The sequence below is a fragment of the Sphingomonas sp. LHG3443-2 genome (assembly GCF_049896405.1).
In the GTDB taxonomy this organism is placed as follows: domain Bacteria; phylum Pseudomonadota; class Alphaproteobacteria; order Sphingomonadales; family Sphingomonadaceae; genus Sphingomicrobium.
This window is the reverse complement of sequence record NZ_JAFCUG010000001.1, coordinates 43,352-56,382: the sequence shown is the minus strand read 5'-3', so window position 1 is coordinate 56,382 and position 13,031 is coordinate 43,352. Positions and strand designations below refer to the sequence as shown.

General features: G+C 65.9%; 12 protein-coding genes, 1 tRNA gene and 1 pseudogene. 6 read left to right on the top strand and 8 right to left on the bottom strand.

Features of this window, described 5'->3' with window-relative positions; genetic code table 11:
* The first annotated feature begins 21 nt into the window (after positions 1-21).
* Positions 22-909, top strand: a complete 888-nt coding sequence (locus ACP69Z_RS00205; RefSeq protein WP_426265545.1) for a metal-dependent hydrolase — start codon at positions 22-24, stop codon at positions 907-909.
* 3 nt (positions 910-912) lie between these two features.
* Here ACP69Z_RS00205 and ACP69Z_RS00200 read toward each other — a convergent pair whose 3' ends face one another.
* The 4 genes and pseudogenes from ACP69Z_RS00200 to ACP69Z_RS00185 all read right to left on the bottom strand — a co-directional run bounded on the left by ACP69Z_RS00200 (position 913) and on the right by ACP69Z_RS00185 (position 3,033).
* Positions 913-1,449 carry a GNAT family N-acetyltransferase gene (locus ACP69Z_RS00200; RefSeq protein WP_426265544.1) on the bottom strand — a complete coding sequence of 179 codons (537 nt, stop codon included), beginning with the start codon at positions 1,447-1,449 and terminating at the stop codon, positions 913-915.
* A gap of 173 nt (positions 1,450-1,622) precedes the next feature.
* Positions 1,623-1,904, bottom strand: a complete 282-nt coding sequence (rpmA, locus tag ACP69Z_RS00195) for a 50S ribosomal protein L27 (protein ID WP_338501121.1) — start codon at positions 1,902-1,904, stop codon at positions 1,623-1,625.
* A gap of 144 nt (positions 1,905-2,048) precedes the next feature.
* Positions 2,049-2,447 (bottom strand): annotated as a pseudogene (gene rplU, locus ACP69Z_RS00190) (50S ribosomal protein L21); the annotation flags it as partial.
* A gap of 112 nt (positions 2,448-2,559) precedes the next feature.
* On the bottom strand, positions 2,560-3,033 hold the full coding sequence (locus tag ACP69Z_RS00185) for an Lrp/AsnC family transcriptional regulator (protein WP_426265543.1): 474 nt from the start codon (positions 3,031-3,033) through the stop codon (positions 2,560-2,562).
* 421 nt (positions 3,034-3,454) lie between these two features.
* On the opposite strand from ACP69Z_RS00185, the gene ACP69Z_RS00180 reads away from it, so the two are divergent.
* Positions 3,455-3,694 carry a hypothetical protein gene (locus ACP69Z_RS00180; protein WP_426265542.1) on the top strand — a complete coding sequence of 80 codons (240 nt, stop codon included), beginning with the start codon at positions 3,455-3,457 and terminating at the stop codon, positions 3,692-3,694.
* Positions 3,655-6,249: a TonB-dependent receptor plug domain-containing protein gene (locus tag ACP69Z_RS00175; protein WP_426268008.1), complete on the top strand. Its 2,595-nt coding sequence runs from the start codon at positions 3,655-3,657 to the stop codon at positions 6,247-6,249. Before ACP69Z_RS00180 ends, ACP69Z_RS00175 begins: the two co-directional genes overlap by 40 nt.
* A 67-nt stretch (positions 6,250-6,316) precedes the next feature.
* On the opposite strand, the gene hspQ is transcribed toward ACP69Z_RS00175, so the two are convergent.
* Positions 6,317-6,664, bottom strand: a complete 348-nt coding sequence (hspQ, locus tag ACP69Z_RS00170) for a heat shock protein HspQ (RefSeq protein WP_426265541.1) — start codon at positions 6,662-6,664, stop codon at positions 6,317-6,319.
* Positions 6,665-6,734: 70 nt separating this feature from the next.
* Positions 6,735-7,409 (bottom strand): SDR family NAD(P)-dependent oxidoreductase, encoded by a 675-nt coding sequence (locus ACP69Z_RS00165; protein ID WP_426265540.1) that lies wholly within the window; start codon positions 7,407-7,409, stop codon positions 6,735-6,737.
* 140 nt (positions 7,410-7,549) lie between these two features.
* On the opposite strand from ACP69Z_RS00165, the gene ACP69Z_RS00160 reads away from it, so the two are divergent.
* A tRNA-Ser gene (locus ACP69Z_RS00160) sits at positions 7,550-7,639 on the top strand.
* Between the two features lie 51 nt (positions 7,640-7,690).
* On the opposite strand, the gene ACP69Z_RS00155 is transcribed toward ACP69Z_RS00160, so the two are convergent.
* On the bottom strand, positions 7,691-8,374 hold the full coding sequence (locus ACP69Z_RS00155; protein ID WP_426265539.1) for a TetR/AcrR family transcriptional regulator: 684 nt from the start codon (positions 8,372-8,374) through the stop codon (positions 7,691-7,693).
* Positions 8,375-8,517: 143 nt separating this feature from the next.
* Here ACP69Z_RS00155 and ACP69Z_RS00150 point away from each other — a divergent pair, with 143 nt between their 5' ends.
* Both ACP69Z_RS00150 and ACP69Z_RS00145 read left to right on the top strand, forming a co-directional pair.
* Positions 8,518-9,816 carry a spinster family MFS transporter gene (locus ACP69Z_RS00150; protein ID WP_426265538.1) on the top strand — a complete coding sequence of 433 codons (1,299 nt, stop codon included), beginning with the start codon at positions 8,518-8,520 and terminating at the stop codon, positions 9,814-9,816.
* Entirely contained in the window at positions 9,813-11,426 is a 1,614-nt protein-coding gene (locus ACP69Z_RS00145; protein ID WP_426265537.1) for a carboxylesterase/lipase family protein, read from the top strand. Before ACP69Z_RS00150 ends, ACP69Z_RS00145 begins: the two co-directional genes overlap by 4 nt.
* Positions 11,427-11,429: 3 nt before the next feature.
* Here ACP69Z_RS00145 and ACP69Z_RS00140 read toward each other — a convergent pair whose 3' ends face one another.
* The gene (locus ACP69Z_RS00140) at positions 11,430-12,968 is read right to left on the bottom strand and encodes an AMP-binding protein (RefSeq protein ID WP_426265536.1); all 1,539 of its coding nucleotides are present in this window, start codon (positions 12,966-12,968) and stop codon (positions 11,430-11,432) included.
* Positions 12,969-13,031 lie beyond the last annotated feature (63 nt).

Sequence of the window (13,031 nt, the reverse complement as noted above, 5' to 3'; positions counted from 1 at the left end):
CAAGAGGAGTGGAGGTTGTTGATGGGCGTGGCAAGTCTCGAGCGCGGATCGGTGACCCCGACCGACCTCACCATCACGCCGCGCGACCGCCGCTTTGGGCGCGAGGAGAAGACCCCGCGCTGGTGGCTCAACAACTCACCCTATGAGACCGCGCTCTACAATGCGCTGTCGGCGACCTTTCCCAAGGGCGAGGCCTATTTCATCGAAAGCATCCGTGCATTTCGCGAGGCGGCCGACGACAAGCTCGCCGGAGAGATCCGCGCCTTCACCACGCAGGAAGTGATCCACAGCCGGGAGCATGTGGCCTTCAATCGCCGCGCGGTCGAATCGGGGTACGACCTCGCTCCGCTCGAGCAGAAGGTGCAGGAGAGCCTCGACCTGCTGAAGGGCCGCCCGCCGATCCTCGATCTCGCTGCGACCATGGCGCTGGAGCATTTCACCGCCATCATCGCACATGAACTGCTCGCGAACCCTCGCCACCTCGCCAATGCCGATCAGGCGACCGCCGATCTGTGGCGCTGGCATGCGGTGGAGGAAATCGAGCACAAGGGCGTCGCTTACGACACCTGGCTGGCGGCGACCCGGGACTGGACGCGGTACCGGCGCTGGAAGGTGAAGAGCATCCTGATGCTCCTCGTGACCCGCAACTTCGTCCAGCACCGGACGCAAGGGGTGATCGAGTTGCTGCGGCAGGACGGTATTACCGGCCTGCGTGCCTGGGCTGGCGCCTTGTGGGTGATGTGGGGCCGGCCTGGAATCTTCCGAAAGGTCGGCGCGGCGTGGCTCAGCTACTTCCTGCCGCGCTTCCACCCGTGGAACGAGGACGACCGCAAGCTGATCGCCGGCTGGGACACGACCTACGATTATCGGCAGGAGCCGCCCGCGCGGAAGGTCCGGCGGGCGGCCTGAGGCTCAGGCCGCCATTACCTCTTCAGCGTCGGCGAGTTCGAGCGTGAACATCCGGCACATGACCTCGCTTCCGCGCGCGCAGCTATGCCGCGGCACGGTCCGACCGGTCGGACGGAAGCCGAGCTTCTCGAGCACCCGGCCGCTGGCCGGATTGTCGACGAAGTGGCCGGCTTCGAGCCGAGGGAGGCCAAGCGTGCGTGCGATCTCGATCAGCTGGCAGCCCGCTTCATAGGCATAGCCGTTGCCCCAATGCGCCCGCGCGATCCAATAGCCGATCTCGACCCCGCCGCCGGGCTTGCGGCCGAAGCCGGCACCGCCGACCAGCTCGGGTTCACCCTCGCCGCGGCGGAGCAACAGGAAGCTCGGCAGCACCGGGTCCGCCGTCTTGTCGAGGAACGCCCGGGCCTCGTCGAGGCCATAAGGCCACGGCGCGAGCGCCAGGTTGCGAACGATCGCCTCGTCGGCGATCGCCTTGGCGAGGGCGGGCGCGTCTTCGGCCCAGCCGGGTCTCAGCAGCAGTCTTTCGGTCCGAGCGAACATAGGTTTCGTCCTTCCCCTGTGCGGCCCCTTGGCAGGTCCGCGTGACAGTTTCGGGAGAAGAAAAAGAAAGGGAGAAGAGGGGGCTTCCCTCTTCTCCCTTCCAGAAACCTATCGCTTGGATCGGTTCTGTACCGGGCTGCCCCCTCTTGAGGCGGCCCGTTATCGACCAACCCCTATTCGGCTGCGTCTGCCATCGCCGGCATAATCGCCTGTACGTGGACGTACTTACGGCCTTGGCGGCCGTCGCTAAACGCAACTTTGCCGTCTGTAAGTGCGAACAGGGTGTGATCCTTGCCGAGACCGACATTGGTGCCCGGGTACACGCGGGTGCCGCGCTGGCGCACGATGATGTTGCCGGCGACGACAGCTTCGCCACCGAACTTCTTCACGCCGAGGCGCCGACCCTCGGAATCGCGGCCGTTACGCGACGAGCCGCCTGCTTTCTTATGTGCCATGGTGTGTTACGCCTTCGGAGTCTTCTTGGCCTTGCCCTTAGCAGGCGCAGCATCCTGAGTCGAGTTGGTCACGTCCTGGGTGGCCTCGGTGCCGGCATCGGCCGGGACAACGCCTTCGCTGGTCGCAACGTTGCTTTCATCGATATCGCTCGTAGCCGGAGCGGCCTTGGCCTTCTTCGGCGCCTTCTTGGCCTCGCCATCGGCGGTCGGAGCCGCGGCAGTCGCCGAGGACTTCTGCTCGCTCTGGCCGCCGACCGACACGATCTTCAGGATCGTATGCTGCTGGCGATGGCCGTTCTTGCGGCGATAATTGTGACGGCGACGCTTCTTGAAGACGACGACCTTTTCGCCCTTCGCCTGCGCGATGATCTCGGCAGCGACGGTCAGGCCATCGGTTCCCTTGAGGTCCGAGCCATCGCCCGCGAGCAGCACGTCGCTCAAGGTGATGCTGTCACCGGCGTTACCGGCCAGCTTCTCGACGACGATCTTGTCTCCCGGTGACACGCGATACTGCTTGCCGCCGGTGCGCACGATAGCGAACATGGGCCTCTTCTCTTTTCTAGGTGTTCGAACACATTGATTTCTTGACCCATGCGGCAGCGTGGCGCCGGCCCGCGCGGGAAAGCGTGCCCCCTAAGAGAGGATGGCCGAAAGGTCAACCAGCCGGGTCAAGGGCGACCGGATAGGCGGTCGAGCTCTTGCAGCGTTCCATCGCGAACTTCGACGTGACGTTCTTCAAGGGCCCCGCGGCGATCAGCTTGCCGTAGAAATCGTCGAAGTGCGCCATGTCGCGCACCGCGACCCGCAACCAATAGTCGGTTTCGCCTGCCATGCGCACCACCTCCAGCACTTCGGGGAGGACGGACACGCCGGCGAGGAAGCGCTGCTGCCATTCGGGGCTGTGATCGCGCGCCTCGACCTCGATGAAGACAGTCAGCCCGAGCCCGAGCGCACGCGGATCGACCAAGGCAACGGTGCGCTCGATCACTCCGCCCGCGCGCAGCTTCTGGATTCGGCGCCAGCAGGGGGTCGGCGACAGCCCGACCCGCCCGCCGATGTCGGCAACGGGCAGAGTCGCATCCTCCTGCAGGATGGCGAGTATCCGCCGGTCGGTCTGATCCATTTTCATATTTACGGCTTCTTGAGCATGAACTTGCAGCTTTGCAAGATCGTGTGCATCGCGGTTGTTATTTGCCGCGCCCCCTTGCTCTGCCTCTGTCGAAGGGGCACTTTCAACTCGTTCCGAACGGAAGACGTCTTGATCAGAGCACGCAAGATTATTCCAACTTGGGACCCCTTGCCGCCGCGGTGACGAGCCGCGGCGGCAAGACAAGCCATCGTTCCCTTGAGAGCACTTGCCCCGGCGGATTCCCTCGGTCCGTCGGGGCTCTTTCGTTGGGCGCATGGCGGGTGATGTTGCTCTTTTACTACAAGCGCCAGCAAAGCGGAGGATGGACCGGTCGGCATATTGGCGCGCCGCCAAGTTGGTCCATTCTCCGGCAAGTAAATGCGTGTCGCGGGGGCGCGGCAGGCACAACCGGGGGTTTTGCATGACCAGTCACCGTTCCGCCTTGCTCCTCACCATCAGCTCGCTGGCGCTGCTCGCCGCCGCGCCCGCCGCTGCGCAGGTGGTCACCGACCCGGACGCTCCGACACCTGAAGCCGCAGCGGCCCCGACCGACCCGAGTCCTGCGCCCGACAGCACCATTGTCGTGACCGGCACCCGCCGCACCGACCGCACGGTTGCCGAATCGCCGGTTCCCGTAGACATCATCGCGCCGACCAGCTGACGGCCTCCGGCCTTGGTGAGACCAACAAGATCCTCAACAACCTGATCCCGAGCTTCAACTTCCCGCAGCCGTCGATCACCGATGGCACCGACGCGGTCCGTCCGGCCTCGCTGCGCGGCCTGTCGCCGGACCAGGTGCTGGTGCTGGTCAACGGCAAGCGCCGCCACGTGTCGGCGCTGCTCAACATCAACGGCACGGTGGGCCGCGGGTCGGCGGCGGTGGATCTCAACAACATCCCCGCGCTCGCCATCAACCGCATCGAAGTGCTGCGCGATGGTGCCGCCTCGCAATATGGCTCTGACGCGATTGCCGGCGTGATCAACGTGCGCCTGAAGAGAGCGTCGAACGGCGGCCGCGCGCAGGTCAGCTACGGCAAGTATATCACCACGCTGGACGATGTGGCGAACGTCACCGGCCTGGTGCTGACCGGAGGACAGCCCTCGCTCGATCCGACGTCCAACAACGCTTATCTGAACGTCACCTCCAACGGTGAGCGCAAGGTCAAGGATGGGGACCTGTGGACGATCGGCGCCAACCTTGGCGTACCGCTCACGAGCAACGGCGGTTACGTCAATCTCACCGCCGAATATCGCGATCGCAGCCCGACCAACCGGCAGGGCTTCGACATCCGGCCGAACTACGTGCGGCCGACAACCACCACCTTCGACCCGCGCGAGATCACCTTCAATCGGCTGAACTTCCGGTACGGCGACGCCAAGACCGAGGATTACGGCTTCTTCGTGAACTCGGGCGTGCCGCTGGGCGGGGCCGAGCTTTACGCCTTCGCCTCGTACAACAAGCGCGATAGTGAATCGGCGGCCAATTATCGTCAGCAGTCGAACGGCGTCACTGGTGTCGGCGGCGCCAATCGCGATTATTCAACCATGTCGCCGAGCACGACCCCCTCGGCCGCGAACTTCACCCCGCTGACGCCGGACGGCTACCTGCCGCTGATCCAGACCGATTATAAGGATTATTCCGGCACGATCGGCATTCGCGGTGAGATCGGCGGGTGGAAGGCCGATGGCTCGATGCAATATGGCAAGAACAAGTTCGACTACACCATCGCGAACACCATCAACGCCTCGCTCGGCGCCGCGTCGCCGCGGATCTTCGATGCGGGCGGCATCGGTTACGGGCAGCTGCTCGCCAACCTCGACTTCAGCCACGAATATGACATGGGCTTCGCCAAGCCGCTGAGCGTTGCCGTCGGCGCCGAGTTCCGCCGAGAGGACTTCCAGATTCGTCCGGGCGAGCCAGCTTCGTTTGCCGCCGGGCCACTCTATATCGCGCCGATCCTCAATACGACACAGGCGGCCTGCACCACCGCCGGGGGCGTCTTCGCAGGCACCACCTGCTCCTTCCCCGGCCGCGCCGCGGCGCCGCGTAGCCAAGGCTTCGGCGGTTTCCCGACCAGCGCCGAACGGGATGTCGACCGCAACAACGTGTCGGCTTATGTCGAGCTCGACACCGATCCGCTGCCCGGCTGGACCACCACCGTCGCCGCCCGCGTCGAGCGTTACTCGGACTTCGGCGAACAGGTGACCGGCAAGTTCGCGACCCGCTACGAGTTCACCCCGGGATTTGCCATTCGCGGTGCCGTCTCCAACGGCTTCCGTGCTCCCTCGCTGCAGCAGCAATTCTTTACCACCGTGTCGACCAACTTCGTGTCGGGCGTCGCGGTCGACATCCTGACGCTGGGTGTCAGCGATCCGGTTGCGCAGCGCCTCGGTGCGCGGTCACTGAGGCCTGAGAAGTCGACCAACCTGTCGATCGGCACCACGCTCAACCCGCTGCGCGGGCTGACGATCACGGCGGATGCCTATCAGATCAAGCTCAAGGACCGCATCGTCCTGACCGAGAATCTCGGTGCCTCGGGTAACGCCGCCACCGACAATCTGGCGCGCACCCTGATCGGCGATCCGTCGATCGGCGCCGCCCGCTTCTTCATCAACGGCCTCGACACCACCACCCGCGGTCTCGACGTGGTTGGCACTTATCGGATGGGCATCGGCGCAAGCCGGTGGACGCTGACCGGCGCATACAACTACAACAAGACCAAGATCGACCGCCGTATCGTCGACCTCGGGCCGCTTGCCGCAGCGCCGAACATCGTTCTGTTCGGGCGTGTCGAAGGCATCCGCTTCGCCGAAGGCCAGCCGCGCGACAAGGTGGTGCTGTCGGCGGACGGCCGGCTCGACTACCTTGGCCTGACCGCGCGGACCACGCGCTACGGCCGGGTCGTCTCGCCCAACACCGCGGCGCCGATCGGAAATGCGAGCAGCCTGACCGCCTACGGGCCGGACGACGTGTTCCTCAGCCCCAAGTGGATCATCGACCTCGAATTTCGGGTCAATCCGGTCAAGTCGCTGGAGATCGCGCTGGGCGCAAACAACCTGTTCGACGTTTACCCGGACCGCCTGCCGTTCGGCGCGCGCCCCGCAGGCGTCGGCGGCTTCTATCCCGTCACGCAGGCGTTCCTGCCTTATTCGAACTTCTCGCCCTTCGGCTTCAACGGCCGGTTCCTCTACGGACGGGTGAGCGTCGACTTCTGACGACACGCAGAAAGGGCGCCTCTCCCGGCTTGCGAGAGGCGCCCTTTTCTGTGTCTGACGACAGGCCCTAGTGGCGGTGCTCGGGTCTCAACTTGTAGCGGCCAGGCTCGAACGCTTCGAACAGATTGTCGATCGCCGGGTGATCCACCGGTTCATCCTCCTCGTCGACGACGAGGTTCTGCTGCGACACATAAGCGACGTAGCTGCCTTCGCCATTCTCGGCGAGCAGGTGGTAGAAAGGCTGGTCCTTCGACGGGCGAATCTCAAGCGGGATGGCCTGGTACCATTCCTCGCTGTTGGCGAAGACCGGATCGACGTCGAAGATCACGCCGCGAAAATCGAGCAGCCGGTGGCGCACCACTTCGCCGATGCCGAAACGGGCAATGGCGATAGGAGGAGCGGAAGTCTCGCTCATAAGGGGGGGACGCATCGAAAGCGGCATGGCTGCAACTTAAGGCATCGCCTGCCGTCCGCAAGAGAGCGCGTCAGAAGGGAATGGCCTTGCTTTGCCAATCGAAGAAGCCGCCGCTGTCGGCCGGGGTGAGGCGGTCGAGCACGCCCGCGAGGGCCTCCGCTGCGCGAGACGGGGTAAACAGTCGCCCTTGCGCGACGGTGGCCTGGAAGGGCCGGCTCATCGCGGTGTCGACGGTGCCAGGATGCAATGCGACCAGCACCGCCTCGGGACGGCTACGCGCAACCTCGATCGCTGCGGTTCGCACCAACTGATTTAACGCCGCCTTGCTCGCCCGGTAGCCGTACCATCCGCCAAGCCGATTGTCGGCGATACTCCCGACCCGCGCCGACAGGACGGCGACCTCCACCCGTCCGCTGCGGGCGAGGCGGGGCACGAAATGGCGCAGCACCATGGCGGGACCGATCGCGTTGACTTGGAAGGCGCGCTCCAGCCGCTGCTGGTCGAGGTCGCGCAGCGATCGCTCGGGCGACATGCCGTCCTCGTGCAGCAACCCCGTTGCGATCACCAGCCGCTCGGCGCCGGGGAAGGGGAGAGCGTCGGCAGCCGCAGCGATGCTGGCCGGGTCGGCGAGGTCCATCCCGCCTGCCGAACGTGACAACCGGTGCACCCGGTCGCCTCTTTCTTCGTAGAGCCGGGAAAGGGCTGCGCCGATCCCGCCCGAGGCGCCGATGACGATCGTATCCATGTGCGCGGCCATGCGCTTGCGGAGTGAGGACGCCAAGCTGGTCCCTTGGGCCGAATTGCCGCTAGGCAAGGTCGAACAGCGCTGCTAGGGACCCGCCCGCGACCCCCGGCACCCGCCGGGTCCACGTCTTGGAACCTTGCGGAGAGGTGGCTGAGTGGTCGAAAGCACCGCACTCGAAATGCGGCGTGCCTTAACGGGTACCGTGGGTTCGAATCCCACCCTCTCCGCCACTTAATCTCGCCAGACAACACGCAAGAGCGGCAGCACCCGCGGGGAGCGGATCAGGGCTGACCGGTGTCGCAGATCTCGCGGAAACCAGCGGCCATGAAGCGGGCCATGCGGTCTTTCACGGCTTGGAAATCATCCGAGCGGCAAAGGCCGCCGGACAATTTGTCGACACGGCCGGTGCGGGCAAGGGTCAGCATCAGTGCGCCGGTGACGAAGTGATAGCCCCAGAAGATGTCGGCGCGCGGGCAGCCTGGCAGGGCGCGTTGCAAGAGGTCGATCAGGCGGAGAACCACGGGATCGAAATGCTGGTCCATGAGGTCGGCGCCCCATTCCGGGGTGTTCGCGACCTGGGCGCCGAGCTTGGCGTAGTTGCGCCAGCCCTCGCCGCCGGTAATGTAGGTGTCGAGGTCGGTATCGAGGAAGGCATGCAGAGCGCCTTCGACTGTGACCTGGTCGCCGACGGCGGCCTCGTAATCGTCCAGCGCCTTCATGCGGCGATCGCTGGTGACCACCGCGCGGCGGGCGAACACCGCATCGAACAGCGCCTTCTTGTCGCTGAAATAATAGTTCAGAAGCGTGTGATGGACCCCGACCTGCTTGGCGACGTCCTTAAGCGTCACCCCGTGCAGCCCGTGCTTGGAGAACAACTCCTCCGCGGCGTCGTAGATGGCTTCCATCGTCTCGGCGCGCTGCTCGGCCTTGCGGGAGCGGCGAACGGGTTGCTGTGCCTCGGTCACGTTCCTGTCCTGTGCTGCGGCGCAGCATGCGTCAAGCCGCCCGGGCACTCGGAAAAGATATTCACACGCGAGTGAGCGTGCATTGACTTAGACCTCTGGCTGCTGTCCATTCCCCCGACAAGCAGTGGAGGCGTCGGCGGCTTATGACGGTTCAGGCGGAGCATCTCGGCATCGGCGCGGTACCGGGAAGACGGCGCAGCCCAGCGCTGATCCTCACCACGCTGACCTTTGTCTATGTCCTGAACTTCCTCGACCGGCAGCTGCTTGCGATCCTCGCCAAGCCGATCCAGGACGAATTGCAGATCAGCGACGGACAGTTGGGGCTGCTCGGCGGGCTCTACTTCGCCATGTTCTATTGCTTCATCGCCATCCCGGTTAGCTGGGTGGCGGATCGCACCAACCGGGTGGCGGTGCTGAGCCTCGCCTGCGGGATCTGGAGCGCGGCGACCATCGCCTGCGGACTGGCGCGGACCTATCCGCAGCTGGCGCTGGCCCGGATGACGGTCGGGTTCGGAGAAGCAGGCGGCGTGCCCCCATCCTATGCGCTGATCACCGACACCTTTCCGCCCGGCCGCCGCGGCATGGCGTTCGGGATCTACAACCTTGGTCCGCCGATCGGCGCGGCGCTTGGTATCGCGCTGGGGGCATCGATCGCCGCCGCCTTCAACTGGCGCGACGCATTCATTGGCATCGGGGTGGTCGGGATCGTCACGGCGCTGGCGCTCCCTTTCCTCGTGCCGGAACCAGCCAAGGGAGCGACCGACGGCGGCGCGCGCGAGCCGACGGGCCATGCGCCGTTCTGGGGAACCGTGAAATCCTTTTTCGCCAACCCGGTGCTATGCCTTGCCGCCTTCGGCAGCGGCGCCACGCAGTTCGTGACCTATGGCCTCGGCAACTTCGCGGTCCTCTTCCTGATGCGGGAAAAGGGCATGGCCCTGTCGGAAGTGGCGATCTGGTATGCGCTGGTGATCGTGGTCGGCATGGGCGGCGGGATGCTCGCTTCGGGCCGCATCATCGACAAGGTGACGCGGGCCAGCCGCCGCGGCTTCGCGACCTTGCCGGCAGCGTCGCTGGCGATCGCCATGCCCTTCTACCTGGCGTTCGTATGGGCGCCCTCCTGGCCGCTGGCGCTGGTGCTGCTGACGGTCGTCATGTTTTTCAACTACTTCTACCTGTCCTGCTCCGTCACCCTGGTGCAGGAGGAGAGCGCGCCCAACCAGCGGGTGCTGGCCGGTGCCTTGCTGCTGCTGGTGATGAACTTCATCGGGCTTGGGCTGGGGCCGACCTGGGTCGGGCAGGCGAGCGACTGGTTCGCCAAGCAAGGCTCCGCCAACAGCCTGCAGCTGGCGCTCTACACACTGACACCTTTTTACGTGATTGCCATCGTCCTGTTCATGCGCCTGGCGCGGACGCTCGGGCGGCAAGAGGAGGCCCGGGCATGAAGAAGTTGCTGCTGTCGCTGGCGGTTATCGCGGCAAGTCCAGCGGCCGCGCAGGTCGTCGATGCGCCTGCCGGGATCGTGCGTGGCACGACGTCCGGCAGCCTCCGGGTATTCAAGGGCATTCCTTATGCCAGGCCGCCCGTGGGCGAGCTGCGCTGGCGAGCGCCGGTTGCACTCGACCGGTGGAGCGGCGAACGCCAAGCGGCCGAATTCGGACCGGCCTGTGTGCAGCCCTCCGGTGGCCCGCCGAACATCTACAATGGCGTCACCTTACCGATGAGCGAGGATTGCCTGTCGCTCAATATCTGGACCCCGGCCAAAGCCCGCAATGCACCGGTAATGGTGTGGATCCACGGCGGGTCGCTGCTGACCGGCAGCAGCCGCGAGGCGCTGTACGATGGGCAGCGCCTTGCCGAGCGCGGCATTGTCGTGGTGTCGATCAACTATCGCCTGGGCGTGCTCGGCTGGCTTGCCCACCCGGAGCTCGGCAAGGAGAATGCGAGCGGGCGGTCGGGCAATTACGGGCTGCTCGACCAGATTGCCGCGCTGCGCTGGGTGCAGCGCAATGTCCGGGCGTTCGGCGGGGACCCGGCCAAGGTGACGATCGCTGGCGAGTCCGCGGGCGGCCTCAGCACGCTATATCTGATGACCTCGCCGCAAGCGCGCGGGCTGTTCCGCGGCGCGATCGCGCAAAGCGCTTACATGATCTCCATGCCGGAGCTGAAGCGGGCGCGCTTCGGGCTTCCGGCGTGGGAGATGGGCGGGCAACTGCTTGGCGGGGCGCTCAAGGCGCCGACGCTTGCCGAGATGCGGAAGCTCGACGCAACTGCGCTCACCGTTGCGGCAAGCGGAGCGGGTTTCTTTCCGTTCGGCGTGGTCGATGGCGACGTCCTGCCGCGGCAGATGGTCGACGTGTTCGACCGGGGCGAGCAGGCGCGGGTGCCGGTGCTCGCCGGCTTCAACCAGGGCGAGATACGGTCGCTGCGCATGCTGGCGCCCAAGACGGCTGCCAGCCCGGCCGAGTATGAGCGCGAGATCACCAGCCGCTATCGTGATCTCGCCCCGGCCTTTCTGAGGTTGTACCCGAGCGCCGAGCATGCGGAGAGCACCATCGCCGCGACTCGCGACAGCCTGTACGGCTGGACCTCGGAACGGGTCGCGCGCAAGCAGACTGCGGCCGGCCAGCGTGCCTATCTTTACCTGTTCGATCACGGCTATCCGGCGGCGGACAGCGCCGGGCTGCACGCCTTTCACGCCGCCGAACTGCCTTACACCTGGGGGACGTTCAACGGCACGCCGCCGCGCTGGCCCAAGGTGCCGGACACGGCGGCCGAGCGGCGCTTGTCGGACACCATGATCGATTATTGGACCAGCTTCGTTGCGACCGGCCGCCCGGTCGCAAGGGGAGCGCCGAGCTGGCCTGCCTATGACCAGGCGCAGAACTATCTGCGGTTCGCTGGGACGCCGCAGGCTGGCCGGGACCTGTTCCCCGGCATGTTCGAGTTCAACGAGACGGTCATGTGCCGCCGCCGCGCGCTGGGCAAGGACGGGTGGAACTGGAATGTCGGGCTGCTTGCGCCCGAGATCGCGCCGGCGGCGACGGGCTGCTGAGCCTCACGCCGCGTTGGCGTAGTCGGCGCGAAGGCGTTGCTTGTCGATCTTGCCGGTCGTCGCAAGCGGCATGGCGGGGACCTCGATCACCCGGTCGGGAATCCACCAGTCGGCAACCCGGCCCTTTAGCAGTGCGAGCAGGTCCGAGGCTTCGCCGCTGCTAGAACGCTCCACCACCATCAGCGGGCGCTCGCCCCATTTGGGGTCGCTTCGCCCGATCACCGCGACGTGGCGGATGGTGGGGTGATCCCCGACGATCGCTTCGATCTCCGCCGGGTTGATCCACTCGCCGCCCGACTTGATCAGATCCTTGGAGCGGCCGCAGATGACGAGGTTTCCGGCTTCGTCGATCAGCGCGAGATCCCCGGTGTCGAAATAGCCTTCCTCGTCCAGCGCGTCGCTTTCCGCGCCAAGGTAACGGTCGAGGACGCTGGCGCCGCGGACCCTGAGATGCCCCTGCACTCCGCGTTGTTCTGGCAGCGCGGTGCCATGCTGGTCGGTGAGCTTGAGATCAACGCCAATGGCCGGTCGCCCGGACGTACCGGCAACAGCGGGCTCGCCGGCCGGTGACATGGTTCCGATCGGGGAAAGTTCGGTCATGCCCCAACTGGTCTGCACCCGTGCGCCCAGCCCTTGTTCAATCCGGCGCAGCAGCGCTTCGGGGCAGTTGGAGCCGCCGATGATGACGCGCTGTAGGCTGGGCAAGGTGGTCCCGCTGCGCTCGAGATGGTCGAGGAGGCCGAGCCATACGGTCTGAACGCCAACGGCGACTGTGACCTCCTCCTCCTCCATCAGCCGGGCGAGGCGAGCGCCGTCGAGTTGGCGTCCGGGCAGCACCAGCTTGGCACCTACCGCCGGCGCCGCGAACGGAAGCCCCCAGCCATTGGCATGAAACATGGGCACGGCCAGCAATAGGCTGTCGCGCGCGGTCAGGGCGACGACGTCGGCGCCAAGCGCCCGCAGCGTATGGAGGTAGTTGGAACGATGCGTGTAGGGCACGCCCTTGGGCGCGCCGGTGGTGCCCGACGTGTAGCAGAGGCCAGCCATCGCGCGCTCGTCGAAGCGGCCCCACGCGTAAGGTGTGCCAGCCTTTTCCAGCAGATCGTCGACCGTTGCAGGGCCGTCGCTGTCGAGGAGCAGGAGGTGGCCGAGGCGAGGGCAAAGCTGCATCAGCTCTTCCGCCAGCGGCAGGAGGTCGGCGGAAACAGCGAGCATCATGTCGTCGGCTTCGACCGCCATCGCCGCAAGCTGCGCCGCGGTCAGCCGCGGGTTGAGCGTGTGGCAGACAGCGCCCATCCCCATGACGGCGAAGTACAGTTCGAAGTGGTGAAGGCTGTTCCACGCCAGCGTGGCGACCCGTGTTCCTTCACCCACACCAAGCGAGGCCAGTGCACCCGACAGGCGATTGGCGCGCTCGTGGACGTGCGCATAGGTGCTGCGAACGACCGATCCGTCGGTCGTGGCCGACACGATCTCGCGTGCGCCGTACCATTTGGCGGCATGGGTCAGGAAGCGGTCAACCGTCAGCGGATAGTCTTGCATGGTGCTCACCCGCGGAAGTGACGGGATGCGCCGGCCGAGGTGGGCGCATCCGGCGAGGTGTGG